The sequence below is a fragment of the Thermatribacter velox genome (assembly GCF_038396615.1).
In the GTDB taxonomy this organism is placed as follows: Bacteria; Atribacterota; Atribacteria; order Atribacterales; family Thermatribacteraceae; genus Thermatribacter; species Thermatribacter velox.
Genome location: NZ_CP121689.1, coordinates 991,428 through 1,007,587, shown reverse-complemented (window position 1 = coordinate 1,007,587; position 16,160 = coordinate 991,428). Strand labels below are relative to the sequence as shown.

The window sequence follows — 16,160 nt, the reverse complement described above, 5'->3', positions numbered from 1 at the left end:
GAATCATCGACCTCCCTTTGGATATAAGCAAGTTTTCTTTTTGACTCAAATTTTGATGTCAGAGTTATTTTTGTTCGGTGCACCTCCTTTCTATCAGGTTGTTCTGAAGCGTCTTTTGAGTTTATCGAGCAAGACGGCAAGGATTATGATAAAGCCTTTAACTATCATCTGCCAGTAAGGTTGCACTCCAAGCAGGTTGAGCCCATTGGATATTACACCTATAAGCAATGCACCGACCAGAGTACCGTAGACGCCTCCTTCACCGCCCATAAGGCTGGTGCCACCGATTATAACTGAAGCAATGACGTCTAACTCATATCCCTGCCCTGCTACCAGTTCTCCAGAGTTAAGCCGGGAAGTAAGAATAAGAGCGCTTAATCCAGAAAGAAAGCCCAAAATAGTAAATGCCGATATTTTATATCGCTCAACCATAATACCTGAAAGCAATGCAGCTTCTTCGTTACCGCCAATGGCGTAAATATAGCGTCCAAACACTGTTCTTTTCAATACTATGCCGGCTATTATAACTATGGAGATGAAAATAACTACTGGAAAGGGAATAGGACCTACCATGCCGGCTCCTATAAAGCGAAAGGCCTGACTCATACCAGCAATGGGTTTTCCCTGGGCCACAAGGAGGGTTGCTCCCCGAAAAATGCTCATCGAACCAAGGGTCACGATAAATGGGTGCAAACCCCCTTTGGTGGATATAAAACCATTCATAAAACCTATTCCGCCACCAATCAACAAGGGAATGACGATACTGAGAAAGAGGCTGCCTCCCCATTTTACCTGAAAAGCCGCAGCAATAATTCCGCAAAAAGCAACAATAGAGCCAACTGAAAGGTCAATACCAGCCAGAAGAATTACAAAAGTCATTCCTACTGCAATAACCCCGATGATGGATACCTGACGGATTACGTTCAGTATGTTCAGGGGGTGGAAGAAAATAGGGTTTAATGCACCGAAAATAACACAAACTACTATAAAGGCAAGGAGTATTCCTGCCTTGTCCCAGAATATAAAAAACCGTTCGACGAAACTCTTTTGGGTTTCTTGTTCGTCACTGATTAACTGCATTTTTTGCATTACCCCCCACCGCTAAGCTCAGGATAGCTTCCTGTGTGGCTTCTTCTCGATTGAGCTCACCAACAATTCTTCCTTCACGCATTACCAGGATTCGGTCGCTCATTCCAAGGATTTCGGGTAACTCAGAAGAAACCATGATGATACCCACTTTTTTTTCGATAAGTTTATTCATGAGGTGGTAGATTTCAACCTTGGCTCCCACATCAATACCCCGAGTTGGCTCATCAAAGAGGTAGATATCACAGTTGCGAGCAAACCACTTTCCAAGCACTACTTTTTGTTGATTGCCTCCTGAGAGAAACATTACCTTCTGGTAAAGTGAAGGAGTTTTTATATTCATCTGTTTGACCATTTCCTCTCCTATTTCAAGTAGCCGCTGGTCATCGACAAACCCCCGTTGAGAAATCTGAGGCAAAACAGGAAGTCCTATGTTGTCAAGCACCGAGAGAAGAAGCACTAAACCCTGCGTTTTGCGTTCTTCCGGAAGCAGGGCCATTCCAAAATTGATAGCTTCAACAGGTGAGTTAATCTGGACTTTTTCTCCTCTTATGTAAATTTCCCCTTTATCAATTGGGTCCACGCCATAAATTGCTCTGAGTAGCTCGGTTCTTCCTGAACCAACCATTCCAGCAATGCCAAGGATTTCCCCTCTTCTTAGGGAAAAAGAAATATTCTCCAGAACACCGTGACGGGTAAGCCCTTCTACTCTCAAGATTTCTTCTCCAGGAGTGTGAGGAATACGTGGAAATTTATTGGTTATGTTTCTTCCAACCATCATTCGGATTATGTCTTCCATATTGATTTCTTCGAGGTTTCTGGTTGCAATGTGTTTTCCATCTCGCAGGACAGTTACTCGATCACAAATTTTAAAAATCTCTTCCAGGCGGTGTGAAATATAAATGATGGTTACTCCCTTTTCTTTTAAAAAACGAATTATCCGAAAAAGGGTTTCTATTTCTTTTTGAGCCAGGGCTGCCGTGGGCTCATCCATAATTAAAATCTTGGCATTTAAAGATAGCGCTTTTGCTATTTCCACGACTTGTTTTTTGGCAACCCCAAGGTCTCGAACTTTTGCATCAACATCAATATCAACATCTAAGAAATCAAGCAACTTTTTAGCTTCCTGGCGTATTCTGGTCCAGTCTACCAGGCCACGAGGGGTGAGGAAATGGTGGCCCATGAAAATGTTTTCGGCAACAGTAAGAGCGGGAATTAAATTGAACTCCTGGTAGATAGCAGCAATGCCTCTGGCGAGAGCTTCGTGAGGAGTATGAAAGTCTACAGGTTTTCCTTCGTAGTAGATCTCTCCAGAAGTGCGACGATGAACACCGGTCACTATTTTAATAAGCGTGGATTTACCTGCTCCGTTTTCCCCCACCAGGGCATGCACTTCACCCTGTTTTACATCAAAACTTACTTCATCAAGAGCCAGAACTCCTGGAAAACGCTTGCTAACTTTTTCAAAGCGAAGGATTACATTTTCAGGCAAGTTAGGCCTCCGGACCAAAATGCTTGAGCATTACCAGATTTTCCTTGTCACTCAAGTTAGTTATGGTTATTCCCTCTCGGGCTGCTTTGTAAGTGACAAATAGTTCGTCTTTGGTCATTTGTCCGAAACGGATTAACTGAGGTGACTCAATTTCAAGAGTGCCAAAACGACCATGTCCTTCAATCACAATGACTCCATAAGGTCCGTTTTCTTTAATGGTTACCGAACTTCTTGGAAATACAGTAAGCTCTTTCGCAGCAAAAAATTCGCTGCTATAGACTACCCAGTTTTCTTCATATCCTTCGGCGTGCATTTCTTCAATTGCTTTTACTGGTTTGGGAGGAAGAAAGTGATCTTCAAAGAAGTTGGGATTTAGGTTTGCTTCCCAGTCAAGCAAGTCCACTATGTAGTCCAGATCTTTTTTGTGCTCTTCGGGAACGTCTTTTACCAGAAGATCCCAAGAAAGATAATTGTCCCATACGATGTTTTGAAACATAGCGAACACATCTGATGCTCTCTGGGGTTCGTAGGTCAAAAGCGAACCAGGAGCATGAAGTATTCCAGGAGGCACATTCCAGCCAGTACCTAATTTCAGTTTATAAGCCCTGGAATAATAGAGAATGCCGTTATCTCCTTTATCCCAATTTTTCAAACAATTTATGATATCTTCACGCTTGGTGCCTGGATTAAGACCGAAAAAGGTATAAGGGAAATAGCCACCGTGATTGTTTAGTTGCTTTGGAAAATAATAGCCTTCTGGTTTGCCAAGCTGGCCCACTTTTGCAGCTTTTTCATCGTCAAGATGCACATGATGGGGAAGAGGGTTCATGTTATCGAAGAATTTGGCAAACATGGTCCATCCACCATATTTTTGCATTATTTGCTCACCAAGAATTTCTTTCCCCATAAGCTCGATTGCGTCTTTAAGAAGTACTTTGTGTGCTTTGTTGCCATCTTCAAAGTAGATGTAACTTAATCCTTCGTCAGGGAGGGTTTCTGGACCATTGTCAGCTTTTACTGTGGAAGCAAACCATCGCTCATCGATACCTCCACGATGAGCTCCAAAGGCATAATAATCATCGGGATGAAGCTTGAGTCTTTTTCCCGGAATACAGAAGGCACGGGGTACCCAGGTCGGAAAAAGGCGAAACACACCTTTTCCCTGTTCAAGGGCGTTTTCAATAATACTTTTCGCATTGTTATCCATACCGGTATCCCCTTTCTCTAATTGGTTACGAAAAATTGCTTGTTAACGTTTTCTTTAATGTAACATAAGGCAAAAATATGTGTCAACCATCCGAAGGATTGAAATTTATTCCATAAACTGCTACGATAGGTAAAAAAGCATGACAACGTTTTCAAATGCCTTCCATTAAAGACGTTGCTAAACTGGCAGGGGTTTCTATTGCTACTGTATCCAGAGTTATAAACAACTCGGGAAAAGTTAGTCCGGAGAAGCGTTCCCGAGTTATAGAAGCTATTGAAAAACTAAATTATCAACCTAACCTTCTGGCTCGGGGATTGCGTCAACAGAAAACTCGGCTTGTAGGATGTCTGGTCCCGGATGTGGAGAATCTCGTTTTTGCCAGGTTGGCTAAGTATCTTGAGGAATTTCTTTCTGCCCGGGGCTATAGCGTCATTCTCTGTAATACCAACAACGACAAAAACAAAGAAAGGAACTATCTCTCAGTACTGGTTCAGAGAAAGGTAGATGGCATTATTTTCTCCAGGGTTTCTGATGAAAGCATTCTTTTTATGTCTTCTTATTTCAGGCAGGTTCCTTATGTCGTTCTGGATAGGACTCTGGAGATAGAATTTGCACCGACGGTAAAACTCGATAACTTTCTGGGAGGTTTCCTGGCGGCTCGACATCTTGTCGAGCTGGGGCATCGTTGCCTTGCTTGCGTAACTGGTCCTTTAAAAATAAGGTTGTGCAGAGAAAGACTTGAGGGCTTTCGCGAGGGTCTTAAAGTAGCGGGTATTGATCTCCGCAATGAATACATTGTTGAAAGTGATTTTAAAATTAATGGTGGCAAAGAAGCCGCCCTAAGGATGCTTGCAACTGGCAATTTGCCCACCGCAGTTTTTGCACATAACGACATGATGGCATTTGGAGTCATGCAGGCTTTTCGTAGCGAGGGGCTGGATATTCCCAGAGATATCTCGGTGGTTGGTTTTGACAACATACCCCTCTGTGAGGTAGTTTCTCCTTCTCTTACCACAGTAGCGCAGCCCTTTGAGGAAATGGCTCGTTTGGGAGTGGAATTACTTGACAGTTTGATCAGAGGTGAAAAAGTTACCCAAAAGGTCATGGTGGTTAAACCCTATCTGGTGATTCGCTCTTCGACTGCCCCACCTCGAGTTGCCTAAAAACGGGTTGTGTTCGTTTTTTTCTCTGCTGACTATTATTAAATGTTAATTCCACAGGAGACAGAACTCAAACAAAAACCTGTCTCCTGTGGATGCTGGTCAACGGATCATCCGAGTATTGCCTTCAAGTCTTCTTCGGGTGTAGTTATTGGAAGAAGATTAAACTGGTCTTTCAAAACATTGTATACTGCTGGTTTTACAAATGCAGGCATACTGGGTCCAAGCCGAATATTTTTTATGCCCAAATGCAAGAGGGTTAAAAGTATGGCAACCGCTTTTTGTTCATACCACGACAAAATAAGAGAAAGGGGTAGTTCATTTACTCCTACCCCAAAAGCTTCTGAAAGGGCCAGGGCAATCTGGATGGCAGAATAAGCGTCATTGCACTGTCCTACATCAAGCAAGCGGGGTATGCCTTCTATAGTACCGAAATCAAGCTTGTTGAAGCGGTACTTGCCGCAAGCTAAAGTGAGGATTACGCAATTCTGGGGGACCATTTGGGCGAACTGGGTATAGTAATTACGCCCTGGTTTCGCCCCATCGCATCCACCTATGAGGAAAAAGTGCTTTATTTTACCCTGTTTGACCGCTTCAATAACTTTTGGAGCAACACTCAGAACCGCATTTCTGGCAAAACCCACAGTGATAGATTTTTCAGGTTCGTCCTGTTCAAACCCTGGTAGAGAAAGCGCTTTTTCAATAACCGGGCCGAAGTCACGATCGCTGATATGCAGCACGCCAGGCCAACCTACAGGCCCGCAGGTAAAAATTCTGTCTTTGTAGCTTTCCCTTGGTTTCTGAATGCAGTTGGTAGTCATGAGAATAGCTCCCGGAAAAGCATCGAATTCTTTTTGCTGATTCTGCCAGGCGCTTCCATAGTTGCCTACAAGATGAGGATATTTCTTTAAACCGGGGTAACCATGGGCTGGCAACATTTCGCCATGGGTATAGATGTTTATACCCTTATCCTGCGTCTGTTGCAATAGTGCTTCAAGGTCAACCAAGTCATGACCTGAGACCACTATGGCTTTGCCAGCTTTTGGGGTGATGCGCACTGGTGTAGGTTGAGGGTGGCCAAAACGTTCAACATGCCCATTGTCTAAAAGTTCCATGGCTTTTAAGTTCCATTTACCTACTTCTAAAGCCTTGGAAAGCAATTCTTCCAGAGAATAGTTGTTACGAGTTAAGAAATCCAAGGTGTCGTAGAAAAAGTCGTACAACTTTTGGTCCTCTTTGCCAAGAATCCGGGCGTGATGGGCGTATGCTGCAATGCCTTTGAGACCATACAGAACACAGTGTTTGGCCCCAGCAATTTCTTCGCCAAGGCTTTCTATGTCTTTCTCGAGACTGAATGCTTCTCCTCTCCGTACCATTTCAGAGGTGTCCCAACTTTCTTGAACTACGAACTGAGCTGGTCCCTCTAAATTTTCCGGAGCGAGGCCCTGTTTTCTGCAGGATTCTTCGTAGAGTGTCCGTGCCCGTTCTTTTATTTTGCTTGCTTTTTTGATTCTCTCGGCAAGCTGTTGAGGGTCAAAATCAACGTTGGTAAGGGTTGCAAAGAGTGCTTCCAAAGCAAAGCGGTCGATTTCTCCATCCTGCAAACCATTTCTCCTCGCTCTCGTCATATACTGCCCTATTCCTTCCAGCAAGTACACCAGTAAATCCTGCAGAGATGCCACTTCTGGGTCCTTACCACACACACCGAATGCGGTACATCCTGTACCCTGTGCCGTTTGTTCACATTGATAACAGAACAATTTCACTCACCTCCCATTATTTTTGGACTTAAAGTCGGCGAGAGAATAGGATGCGAAAAATTCGCCAAACATTCTTCCTATCTCGCCAACCAGATTTCCCATTATGCATTTTTTGAATGGACAGTCTTTTTTGTTAAGAAGACAGGCATTAGGGCTGAATTTGCCTTCTATGGCTTCGTATATTTCAAGAAGATTTATTTGTTGGGGTTCTTTAGCAAGTGTTACGCCTCCCTTCGGTCCTCGCTTCGATTTGACGAGACCCGCTTTATGGAGCCTTTGGAGCACTTTTGCCAGGTGATTTCTGGATACTCCTATTTCCGAAGCAAGAACAGCAACCTGCTGAGGTTCTGGATGTGCTTGCGCAATTTTTACCATGCTATGCAAGGCTATCGAAGTTGCCTCCTGCATCCTGAAGGGATGTGCCATATCCTTTTTCACCTCTTTTAGGTATTTTAATACTTAAATACTTAAATTGCAAGAGCACTGAAAAAGATTTTGGATTTCTCACTAGAGTGAAACGTCTTGACAAAGCTTTGTTCCATGATATATTTATGAGTGCGTGCCGAAGTGGCGGAAATGGCAGACGCGCTGGAATCAGGATCCAGTGGGTGAAAACCCGTGGGGGTTCAACTCCCCCCTTCGGCACCAGTTTGTAGCTTTCTTGGCAAGCTGGGCCCTCTGGGTTCTCTTCGATGTTTGTTCGCCTTGCTGCTGCCCGCTGAATCCAGTGGGTGGTAGATTTCAATGCCCCGCGTTATAAAAATCGTAAAATCTTTGACATGGCGAGAGTATCTTGCGCGCTTTCTTGCGGAAAAGCGCCTTAACGGGTGTCGGGAAACAACAATAAATGATTACCGCTACTATATCCCACGCTTCTTCGAAGGTTTAACCCTTGAAGACTGGGAAGGCATTCAGAAAAGGGTTAATGAGTACTTTTCTTCTGACTTAGCCCCAGCTACCTTCAATATTCGCCGAGCCTACCTTAAAGCCTTCTTCAACTACCTGGTGCAACAAGGCGCGGTACCACAAAATCCTATAACTTTTAAAAAACGTAAAACAGAAAGCAAAATGCGTGCTGTACCGCCTGAAATCTTACAAAAATTGTTACGATTGCCGGACAAAAATACTTTTGCCGGGTTGCGTAACTATACCCTGCTTCTACTTACTTTAGATACTGGCATACGACCTAAGGAAGCCCTTTCGCTTTTGCCTGAGCATTTTAACCTTGAAGCGCGGGAAGTGACTATTCCGGGTGGGATTGCAAAAACCAAAGCCCCAAGGACTCTACCCCTTTCATCCCTAACTGTACAATGGTTACACCGTCTATTATCTGTTCGTCATTCGGCTTGGCACAATGCCCCTGTTTTTTGCACGTGGGAAGGAAAACCAATGCAACGCAATTCGTGGACAAAAATATTGCAAGACTATTCCAAAAAGTTGGGTTACCGAATTACCCCTTATGATTTGCACCATGCTTTCGCCTTGTATTCCCTACGTAATGGTATGAACGTATTTGTTCTTCAGCGTATTTTAGGACACACAGACCTGACTATGACCAAACGATACCTTGCACTGACACAGGAAGACTTGCAAAAAGAACACGAGAAATCTTCGCCTTTGAATGTGCTGGGGGCAAAAAGAATAAGAAAGATAAGTTAATGGGGGTGTTTTAAGATGAAGCGCTGGTGGGTGAAATTGCAGGACTTAAAAAGCATACTTGAAACAATGGGCTCTGATGCAGGCTCTGCAGATTATGGGCTAATCTTTGGAATTTACCTTTTATCCACTTAATAAGGTGGGTGCAGAAATCACCAGATGCCATATATATTATTATGATGCACAGGGTAATCGTATCTCCTCTTTGGATCGTTCTCTCTTTGTTTATGTCCTGGTTCCTCCTTTGGAGGATGAAGGCACAGAAGGAGTGTCTTGGACCGTAGAAATTTTTTCGAGCGAGGTACAGGACTATTTTTCTTCGCATGGCATAACTGCAGGTCAAGTCCTGCTTGTATTTGAGGGTGAAGACAGCGCTGGACATGCAGTTTCTTACCGTACTTCGGTGAACATTTCGGCAGCTATGCCTGATACCGAGGTTGCGGTTCCTGAAGTCAGTAATTCTTCCAGCTGTCAAAGTTGCCAGTAAAGCAAAACTTAAATTTTTGAAGAAGACAAACAAATTGTCTTTTGTTACCGAAGTTCTCTAAGAAGTACTGCAAAAAATTTTTCGCATCAAAAAAGGCCTGGCTTTGTCGCCAGGCCTTTTTTGATGATTAAGCCTTGCCGGCGCTACCCAACAATTCACATTTTCTTATGTACATCTTCTTGAGTTCTTCTCTGGCTGCTCCAAGGTATTTTCGGGGGTCAAATTCAGCAGGGTTTTCAGCAAGATATTTGCGAACCATAGCTGTGAAAACCAGGCGCCCGTCAGAATCAATGTTGATTTTGCAAACAGCCGACTGGGCTGCTCTTTTAATTTGGTCTTCAGGAACACCTACTGCGTTTTCGAGTTTTCCGCCGTATTTGTTTATGATTTCCACATACTCCTGGAGCACGGACGAGGCTCCATGGAGAACAATGGGGAAGCCAGGGAGTCGTCTTTCTATTTCTTCAAGGATATCAAAACGCAACTCGGGAAGTGGTTCACCTGGTTTAAGTTTGAACTTATAAGCCCCATGGGAGGTACCTATGGAAATCGCCAGGCTGTCTACACCAGTTCTGGAGACAAAGTCTTCAACTTCTTCAGGTTTGGTATAGTGGCTTTCCTCTGAGGAGACGTGTTCTTCAATTCCAGCCAGCACACCGAGTTCCCCTTCGACTGTAACGTCATGAGCATGAGCATATTCAACTACCTTTTTAGTAAGTGCTACGTTTTCTTCGTAGGGGAGATGAGAGCCGTCGATCATAACATTGGAGAAACCGTTATCTACACAGGCTTTACAGAGCTCGAAGGAGTCCCCATGATCCAGATTAAGCGCGATGGGAATGTTGCTACCCAATTCGCGGGCCATCTGGACTGCTCCCGGTACCATATAGCGCAGAAGAGTTTGGTTGGCGTATTTGCGAGCGCCCTTGGAAATCTGCAGTATAACTGGGGAGTTACACTCCACGCAGGCCATGATTATAGCCTGGAGCTGTTCCATGTTGTTGAAGTTATAGGCAGGAACAGCGTATTTTCCTTCCATGGCCTTTCGGAACATCTCGCGAGTGTTAACCAGACCGAGCTCACTGAAATGCACTGCCATATCACATATCCCCTTTTCTATCAAGATTTCCCCCTTTTCGCAGGGAGATAGCTGTTTGCAACACAACGTTTTATTTTACCATTTTGTTGCGGAAAGTCTACTTTTCGATAGCAAGGATTAGAACCAATAGTTATGTGTTTTTGAGTGGTATTTGGTTGACACAGGTTGGGAAGTTGCATATAATGCTTATAGACACTCAAGTGCGCGGTTAACTCAGCGGTAGAGTGCCATCCTCACACGGTGGAAGTCGCTGGTTCGAATCCAGCACCGCGCACCATTTTTATTGACATTGTTGTTTCTTTTCTGCTTTTTCAATTTCTCGGTCTATGGCAACCCGCATAGCTTTAAGTAATTCTATTCGAGCTTGAGAAAGGTGCTTTTTTACTTCGTCATCGACCAGGGGTCCGAAAAACTTTTCAATAGGTCCAAAAAGTAATTCTTCAAAAAGCTCCTTACTTTTTCCGGAACGCTCTTCCATCTTTTACCCTCCCTTCTTAAAGATGACGTTTCACAAGTTCTTCTGCCTCTTTCTGTCCTTTGATGGCCTCAAAATCAACTACAAAGGCGCCTCGCGATTCCATATGCCCCATCAGGCGGCGTAAGGCCTTGTCGGTACCAAAGAGTGCAGATTTCACATAAGCGACTGATTTTTTCCCTTCCATCCCGTTGGCTCCCTGCAGAAACTTAACAACTTCTTGAGAGATTTTCCCCCCAAAGAAACTGGTTATCGTTGCTCCCACCATAACCAAGTCGAAAGGCCTAAAGCTTATGGGCGAAGAAAGATTCTCAACTTCTATTGCTTTTACCGTATGGCCGGATTTTTCAAAAAGCGCTATCATGTATTTAGTAATATTTACCAGGCCTTGGTCTTTAGTAGAGTACACAAAAGCAATTCTCAAAGCACAGACCACCTCACTGTTTTGGGACTTCAATATTATTATAACTTACTTCCTACTCTTAGAAAAAACCATGGTTACCCAGTTGTTTTGAACGGCGCGGTCTGTTTCTTGAAACCCTAAAAGGTTAAGCCTGTAGCACACTTTCTGTATGTCTTTCCTTTCAAAACCTGAGACTATAAGCAATCCCCCAGGAACAAGTTTTTCCTCAAAAAGAGGTGCGTTTTCAATGATAAAGTTGGGACTTATATTTACCACCAGGAGGTCAAACTTGCCCCTCACATCGGCGATGCTGCCGAGCTTAAAATCAATTTTTTGGGGATGAATATTATTTAAGGCGCAGTTTCTTTGTAATTCTTTCTGGGTCAGGGGGTCTATATCTAAAGCGACTATCCTGGAGGCTCCTATTTTGGAAGCAAATATGGAGAGTATTCCTGAACCCGTTCCCACATCGAGGAGAGTATTCCCTTTTTTACAGTATTTCTTGAGCATTCTAATACACCACAAAGTGGTGGGGTGATGACCGGTGCCAAAAGCGAGTCCGGGGTAGATAACCAGATCTATACCAGCCCCGGTTGGCCCTATCCAAGGAGGACGAATAGTAATGTTTTTCTCAACCCAAACTACTGGAAAATTCTTTCTCCAATAGTTTTTCCAATCACTTTCCGGTTCTTCAGTTTCTTCAAGATGCTTTACAAGGTTTGTTGGTAAGTCGTCCAGAGTTTTTTGTTCTTCAAGGTAAACAATTATTTTCTCTCCATTTTCCCACAAACCACCTATCGCCTTTCCTTGAAAGAAAAGGTACAGGAGCTCGCGAGATACATCATCCTTCGGTATGATAACGAGTTTGCGCCACTTCACTGCTTTCTCCCCTGCTTGCGGTGTGCTACAATTAAGATTCCGGAAGCTGACCTGGCACCTATGCCCAAGACTTCAATTTGGGAATCGTACTCTAAGGAGATTTTTAAGAACTCGCGGTATAGGTTTGCATCCTTAGACAATTTACGGAGTGTTTTCGGGGACAACATACGGGCTAAAGTACCTGTGGCCACCAAGCGCTCAATTGTGAAACCATTGGTCTCTACCATGCTAATTACTTCCTGAGGCAAAAACCCGTGCAGGGGAGGAAAAATGAAATAGGACAGAAAGGGCATTTTCCCTTCCAGGGAGCTTAAAAATGGCGGATGATCCCAATTGCCGGTTTTCAGAAATTTCATGCTGATTTCCAGGGATTTATGAAAGCGGAGCTCTGTTTCTATGAACACCGGAAGTTGGCCCAAACGATTGACCACTGAAATGATGAGCATTTTTTTGCTCACTCTGGCCAGTTCTTTCAGAGCCTTTTCATGTTGTGGATAGGCATAGGATACAGGTGCATCCAGAGAGATTACCAGGTCAAACTTTCCGTCCTCAAAAAAAGAGAGGTTCCTGATATCACCTTCTATAAAACGGATGTTGCTAATGCCCTTCTTCCGAGCTTCATCCTGAGCATCCTTGAGCATTCGCTTTGAGATATCCAGGTGGTAAACTTCACAACCCCTTTCAGCGAGGAGTAACGAGTACCTTCCATGTCCTCCGCCTGCATCCAGGACAGTCATACCTTCTTGTAAAACTCTTTCTATCTCAAGCCATACTAAATCGGTATGGATCTTTTTTTCTAAGTTCCTGTCCCTTCGCTTCTCTTTGGCGACGTGGTGGTTCCAAAAATTTTTGTGAAGCTCGGCTTCTCTCATGTCACTCCACTGATTTTTTATTGATTGCTTCCTGAATATTTGCGATGAATTTTTCCAGAGTTAAACTCCCAATATCTCCCTCTTTTCTTTTCCGCACACTCACTTTTTCTTCCTGTTCCTCTTTGTCACCCACAATCAAAATATAAGGAATTTTGCTATTTTGCGCTTTCCTTATTTTGGCCCCCAGCGTTGCATTTTCGTCGTCCAACTCAGTTCTTATTTCCCTCTCCAGTAAAGTCGCTTTGACTTTCTGGGCGTAGGAAAGATGTCGTTCAGCTATTGGTAATATCACAACCTGCACAGGTGCCAGCCAGAGTGGGAAAGCTCCTGCAAAATGCTCAATGAGTATTCCCAAAAAACGCTCTATGCTCCCCAAAACGGTACGATGAAGCATTACAGGTCTGTGCCGGGCTCCATCTTTTCCTATGTAAGAGAGGTCAAACTTTTCGGGCATCGAGAAGTCGAGCTGGATGGTACCGCATTGCCAGCGGCGTCCCAGGCTATCACGCAGATGGAAGTCAATTTTAGGCCCATAAAAAGCGCCTTCTCCTTCGTTGACGCGGTAAGGAAGATTGAGTTCTTTAAGGGCCTCTTCCAGGGAGGAAGTGGCCAGTTCCCACATTTCGTCAGAACCCATTGCTTTTTCAGGACGAGTGCTCAGTTCTACTTCGTAGTCAAAGTTAAAAAGTCGATAGAAGAAGTCGGCGAGTCTTATCACTCCTATGATTTCGTCTTTAACCTGGTGGGGCTCCATATAAATGTGTGCATCATCTTGGGTAAAGCAGCGGACGCGCATAAGGCCGTGCAAAACTCCAGATAGCTCGTGTCTGTGCACCAGACCAAGTTCTGCAATACGGAGGGGGAGTTCTTTGTAACTGCGTAAGCGGGTCTGGTAGACAAGAATGCCTCCAGGGCAGTTCATGGGTTTTATAGCAAATTCCCGGTTTTCAATCTGAGTAAAATACATATTTTCCCGATAATGTTCCCAGTGTCCAGAGCGCTCCCAGAGCTTTCTATCCAACATGATAGGAGTTCTAATTTCCTGGTAGCCTCGCTTCAGGTGCTCTTTACGCCAGAAGTCTATCAGAGTATTTATGATAATCATGCCTTTGGGATGAAAGAACGGAAAACCTGGGCCTTCTTCGTGAAGGCTGAAAAGATCCAGTTCTTTTCCCAAGCGCCTATGGTCTCTTTTTCGAGCTTCTTCCAGGCGCTCTAAATATGCTTGCAGCTCTTCCTTGCTCTCGAAAGAAATCCCATAGATTCGCTGGAGCATAGGGTTCTCGGCTTTTCCTTTCCAGTAGGCTCCTGCAACGCTCAAAAGCGCAAATGCCTTTATAAAACCTGTGGAAGGCACGTGAGGCCCTCGACAGAGGTCTACAAATTCTCCATTTTGATATATGCTCACTCGTTCTTCAGGTATCTCTTCAAGGATTTCTAATTTGTATTTTTCTCCTCGCTTCTCAAAAATATCTCTTGCTTCTTCTTTGCTCGCTTCTTTGCGTACAAAGGGTAAATTTTCTTTAATGATTTTTTTCATTTCTTTTTCTATAGCTTTAAGCGCTGTTTCCTCAATTCCTCCCGGGATGTCGAAATCATAATAGAAACCTTCTTCAATTGCTGGTCCAACACCCAACTTGGCTTCCGGGTACAATCTTTTTACCGCCTGAGCCATAATGTGGGCAGTGCTGTGCCAATAGATTTTCTTGCCTTCTGGATCATCGAAATAAATATACCGTTCCACCGCATCATTTTCCTTGACGAGGCTTAGGTCTATGATTTCTCCCTCTTTTGAAACAGCTGCTATCGCGCGTTTTTCCTTACTCATTGGCTTCCTCCTTGCTTGTTCTGTAAATGAAAAAAGCGCCACATCTTATGGTGGCGCCCCTTTTTATGCACTTTAATGGTGGGCGACACTGGACTCGAACCAGTGACCTCTTCCGCGTCAAGGAAGCGTTCTCCCTCTGAACTAGCCGCCCACGCCAGAGTTTTCTGGAGGCGGCACCCGGACTCGAACCGGGGAATGAAGGATTTGCAATCCTCTGCCTTAGCCGCTTGGCTATGCCGCCACTGGAGCGGAAGACGGGATTTGAACCCGCGACCCCCACCTTGGCAAGGTGATGCTCTACCCCTGAGCTACTTCCGCTCGCTTAATGGTGCCGAGACCCAGAGTCGAACTGGGGACGCATGGATTTTCAGTCCATCGCTCTACCACCTGAGCTATCTCGGCACAAACTTCTGGCGGGGTCGACGGGATTTGAACCCGCGATCTTCAACGTGACAGGCTGACGTGTTAGGCCAGGCTACACCACGACCCCGCTCAAGACAGTTAACATTTTAGCCACTTTGCTGCTCTTTGGCAAGTGGTTGAGAAGATTTTTGTGGATTTTTCTTTGCTTTTATGGGATTATCTTTCGGTGTGGTAAGGAGATAAGGGTGCATACTTAGTCTGGAAGAGCTCTTCAGCCCTTTTTTGTTCCTCTCCACTGAGCTCTCCTCTGTACCAGGGCATCTCAAGAGTTGCTGCCAAGGTATTGAGGAATATGTTTGTGATTTCTTCTTTTACTGGCGGTTTGGGGGTTAACTCCTCGAGAGTAGTTAAGTTTGACCAGAGTTCTTGTTGGATTTTTTCGCAATTTATAAAACAGCAGGCTATTTCTTCACGATTACCAGATAGGATGAACGAGCCCTGAAAAAGGACTCCTTTTTTCGCTTTCGCCTGGGCTATGCCAATTATTTTCTTTCCTCTAATGGTTATCTCGTGGGCAGTGTTCAGAGAAAAACAATAAGGTGAGGCAAAGTAGTTTTTAGAATTGTTCTTTGTATCGGGAAACAAACCTATTTTCTGCAGAGTCTTTACCCACGCTTCTTTTAGGGAGCAGTAAAGAACAAGGGGGTTGAGAGTTTCCTTAGGAAGTGGAAGGTACAGGCTGAAGGTTATCTCGTTGTCGTGTAGTATAGCTCTTCCTCCAGTAGGGCGCCTAACCAGGGGGATCTTCTTTTTCTCAAGGTAAGAGAGGTTTAGGCTGTCCGTTCTCTGGAAACGCCCTATTGAGAGGGTTGGTTCTGACCATGAAAAAAACCGCAAAGTGGGAGGGACAGCCTGTTCTATTGTTTCTCCCAGGCTAAGCAAAGCTTCATCCTGGGCCATGTTCCAGAAGCCAGAATTTTTACCGTCAAATATAACTCTTAAAATTAGGTCAGCTTTCCTGGATAAATTTTCTGTACTGGTCTGCAGTGAGTAGTTCACCCAGTTCTTTTTCATCTTCGATTTTTATTTTGGCTATCCATCCCTCATAAGGTTTTTGATTGATGGTTTCGGGCTTTTCTTCCAGGGCACCGTTCACTTCCATTATTTCTCCAGAGACAGGAGCGTAGAGATTAGACACACTTTTAACCGATTCTACACTGCCCATTTTTTGCCCCTTTTTAAATTTCTGACCAGGAGAGGGAAGTTCTATAAAGACCACATCACCCAGCTCACTTTGGGCGTAATCGGTGATGCCACAGGTTACCATATCCCCTTCTCTTTTAACCCAAATGTGGTCTTTGGTGTAAAGCAAACCTTCTGGAATGTTCATTTA

General features: G+C 44.3%; 16 protein-coding genes and 7 tRNA genes. 5 read left to right on the top strand and 18 right to left on the bottom strand.

Going from position 1 to position 16,160, the window contains the following annotated elements:
- Positions 1-93: 93 nt before the first annotated feature.
- Genes QBE54_RS05050 through QBE54_RS05040 form a run of 3 tightly spaced genes read right to left on the bottom strand, consistent with a single transcriptional unit; the run spans position 94 to position 3,785 of the window.
- Complete coding sequence (locus QBE54_RS05050; RefSeq protein ID WP_369019248.1) at positions 94-1,080, bottom strand: ABC transporter permease; 987 nt, start codon at positions 1,078-1,080, stop codon at positions 94-96.
- Positions 1,064-2,578, bottom strand: a complete 1,515-nt coding sequence (locus QBE54_RS05045) for a sugar ABC transporter ATP-binding protein (protein ID WP_369019247.1) — start codon at positions 2,576-2,578, stop codon at positions 1,064-1,066. The genes QBE54_RS05050 and QBE54_RS05045 overlap by 17 nt, the downstream gene beginning before the upstream one ends.
- 1 nt (position 2,579) lies before the next feature.
- Positions 2,580-3,785: a hypothetical protein gene (locus tag QBE54_RS05040; protein ID WP_369019246.1), complete on the bottom strand. Its 1,206-nt coding sequence runs from the start codon at positions 3,783-3,785 to the stop codon at positions 2,580-2,582.
- Between the two features lie 155 nt (positions 3,786-3,940).
- Here QBE54_RS05040 and QBE54_RS05035 point away from each other — a divergent pair, with 155 nt between their 5' ends.
- Positions 3,941-4,948: a LacI family DNA-binding transcriptional regulator gene (locus QBE54_RS05035; protein ID WP_369019245.1), complete on the top strand. Its 1,008-nt coding sequence runs from the start codon at positions 3,941-3,943 to the stop codon at positions 4,946-4,948.
- 107 nt (positions 4,949-5,055) lie between these two features.
- Here the strand turns inward: QBE54_RS05035 and hcp are convergent, their stop codons facing one another.
- Both hcp and QBE54_RS05025 read right to left on the bottom strand, forming a co-directional pair.
- A complete protein-coding gene (gene hcp / locus QBE54_RS05030; protein WP_369019244.1) occupies positions 5,056-6,705 on the bottom strand; it encodes a hydroxylamine reductase in 1,650 nt (549 codons plus the stop codon).
- Positions 6,706-6,711: 6 nt separating this feature from the next.
- Positions 6,712-7,131, bottom strand: a complete 420-nt coding sequence (locus tag QBE54_RS05025) for an Rrf2 family transcriptional regulator (protein ID WP_369019243.1) — start codon at positions 7,129-7,131, stop codon at positions 6,712-6,714.
- A gap of 135 nt (positions 7,132-7,266) precedes the next feature.
- Between QBE54_RS05025 and QBE54_RS05020 the strand changes: the two genes are divergently transcribed.
- From QBE54_RS05020 to QBE54_RS05010, 3 genes are all read left to right on the top strand, one after another.
- Positions 7,267-7,353: transfer RNA gene (locus QBE54_RS05020), tRNA-Leu, on the top strand.
- A gap of 96 nt (positions 7,354-7,449) precedes the next feature.
- Complete coding sequence (locus QBE54_RS05015; RefSeq protein WP_369019242.1) at positions 7,450-8,364, top strand: tyrosine-type recombinase/integrase; 915 nt, start codon at positions 7,450-7,452, stop codon at positions 8,362-8,364.
- Positions 8,365-8,500: 136 nt separating this feature from the next.
- Positions 8,501-8,848 carry a hypothetical protein gene (locus QBE54_RS05010; protein ID WP_369019241.1) on the top strand — a complete coding sequence of 116 codons (348 nt, stop codon included), beginning with the start codon at positions 8,501-8,503 and terminating at the stop codon, positions 8,846-8,848.
- Positions 8,849-8,975: 127 nt separating this feature from the next.
- Here the strand turns inward: QBE54_RS05010 and QBE54_RS05005 are convergent, their stop codons facing one another.
- On the bottom strand, positions 8,976-9,947 hold the full coding sequence (locus QBE54_RS05005) for a class II fructose-bisphosphate aldolase (protein ID WP_369019395.1): 972 nt from the start codon (positions 9,945-9,947) through the stop codon (positions 8,976-8,978).
- A gap of 202 nt (positions 9,948-10,149) precedes the next feature.
- On the opposite strand from QBE54_RS05005, the gene QBE54_RS05000 reads away from it, so the two are divergent.
- A tRNA-Val gene (locus QBE54_RS05000) sits at positions 10,150-10,224 on the top strand.
- A 3-nt stretch (positions 10,225-10,227) separates the two neighbouring features.
- Here QBE54_RS05000 and QBE54_RS04995 read toward each other — a convergent pair.
- The 12 genes from QBE54_RS04995 to gcvH form a co-directional block, all read right to left on the bottom strand.
- Complete coding sequence (locus QBE54_RS04995; protein WP_369019240.1) at positions 10,228-10,425, bottom strand: hypothetical protein; 198 nt, start codon at positions 10,423-10,425, stop codon at positions 10,228-10,230.
- 16 nt (positions 10,426-10,441) lie between these two features.
- The gene (locus QBE54_RS04990) at positions 10,442-10,846 is read right to left on the bottom strand and encodes a hypothetical protein (RefSeq protein ID WP_369019239.1); all 405 of its coding nucleotides are present in this window, start codon (positions 10,844-10,846) and stop codon (positions 10,442-10,444) included.
- A gap of 45 nt (positions 10,847-10,891) precedes the next feature.
- Positions 10,892-11,704 carry a 50S ribosomal protein L11 methyltransferase gene (locus QBE54_RS04985; RefSeq protein WP_369019238.1) on the bottom strand — a complete coding sequence of 271 codons (813 nt, stop codon included), beginning with the start codon at positions 11,702-11,704 and terminating at the stop codon, positions 10,892-10,894.
- Complete coding sequence (locus QBE54_RS04980; protein WP_369019237.1) at positions 11,701-12,576, bottom strand: class I SAM-dependent methyltransferase; 876 nt, start codon at positions 12,574-12,576, stop codon at positions 11,701-11,703. The genes QBE54_RS04985 and QBE54_RS04980 overlap by 4 nt, the downstream gene beginning before the upstream one ends.
- 1 nt (position 12,577) lies before the next feature.
- Positions 12,578-14,404 (bottom strand): threonine--tRNA ligase, encoded by a 1,827-nt coding sequence (gene thrS / locus QBE54_RS04975; RefSeq protein WP_369019236.1) that lies wholly within the window; start codon positions 14,402-14,404, stop codon positions 12,578-12,580.
- 76 nt (positions 14,405-14,480) lie between these two features.
- Positions 14,481-14,555, bottom strand: a tRNA-Val gene (locus QBE54_RS04970).
- Between the two features lie 14 nt (positions 14,556-14,569).
- Positions 14,570-14,645: transfer RNA gene (locus QBE54_RS04965), tRNA-Cys, on the bottom strand.
- Between the two features lie 2 nt (positions 14,646-14,647).
- Positions 14,648-14,722 (bottom strand) — tRNA-Gly (locus QBE54_RS04960).
- A gap of 8 nt (positions 14,723-14,730) precedes the next feature.
- Positions 14,731-14,806: transfer RNA gene (locus tag QBE54_RS04955), tRNA-Phe, on the bottom strand.
- 9 nt (positions 14,807-14,815) lie between these two features.
- Positions 14,816-14,894: transfer RNA gene (locus QBE54_RS04950), tRNA-Asp, on the bottom strand.
- A gap of 89 nt (positions 14,895-14,983) precedes the next feature.
- The gene (locus QBE54_RS04945; protein WP_369019235.1) at positions 14,984-15,826 is read right to left on the bottom strand and encodes a biotin/lipoate A/B protein ligase family protein; all 843 of its coding nucleotides are present in this window, start codon (positions 15,824-15,826) and stop codon (positions 14,984-14,986) included.
- The gene (gene gcvH / locus QBE54_RS04940) at positions 15,777-16,157 is read right to left on the bottom strand and encodes a glycine cleavage system protein GcvH (RefSeq protein WP_369019234.1); all 381 of its coding nucleotides are present in this window, start codon (positions 16,155-16,157) and stop codon (positions 15,777-15,779) included. Before gcvH ends, QBE54_RS04945 begins: the two co-directional genes overlap by 50 nt.
- Between the last annotated feature and the right edge of the window lie 3 nt (positions 16,158-16,160).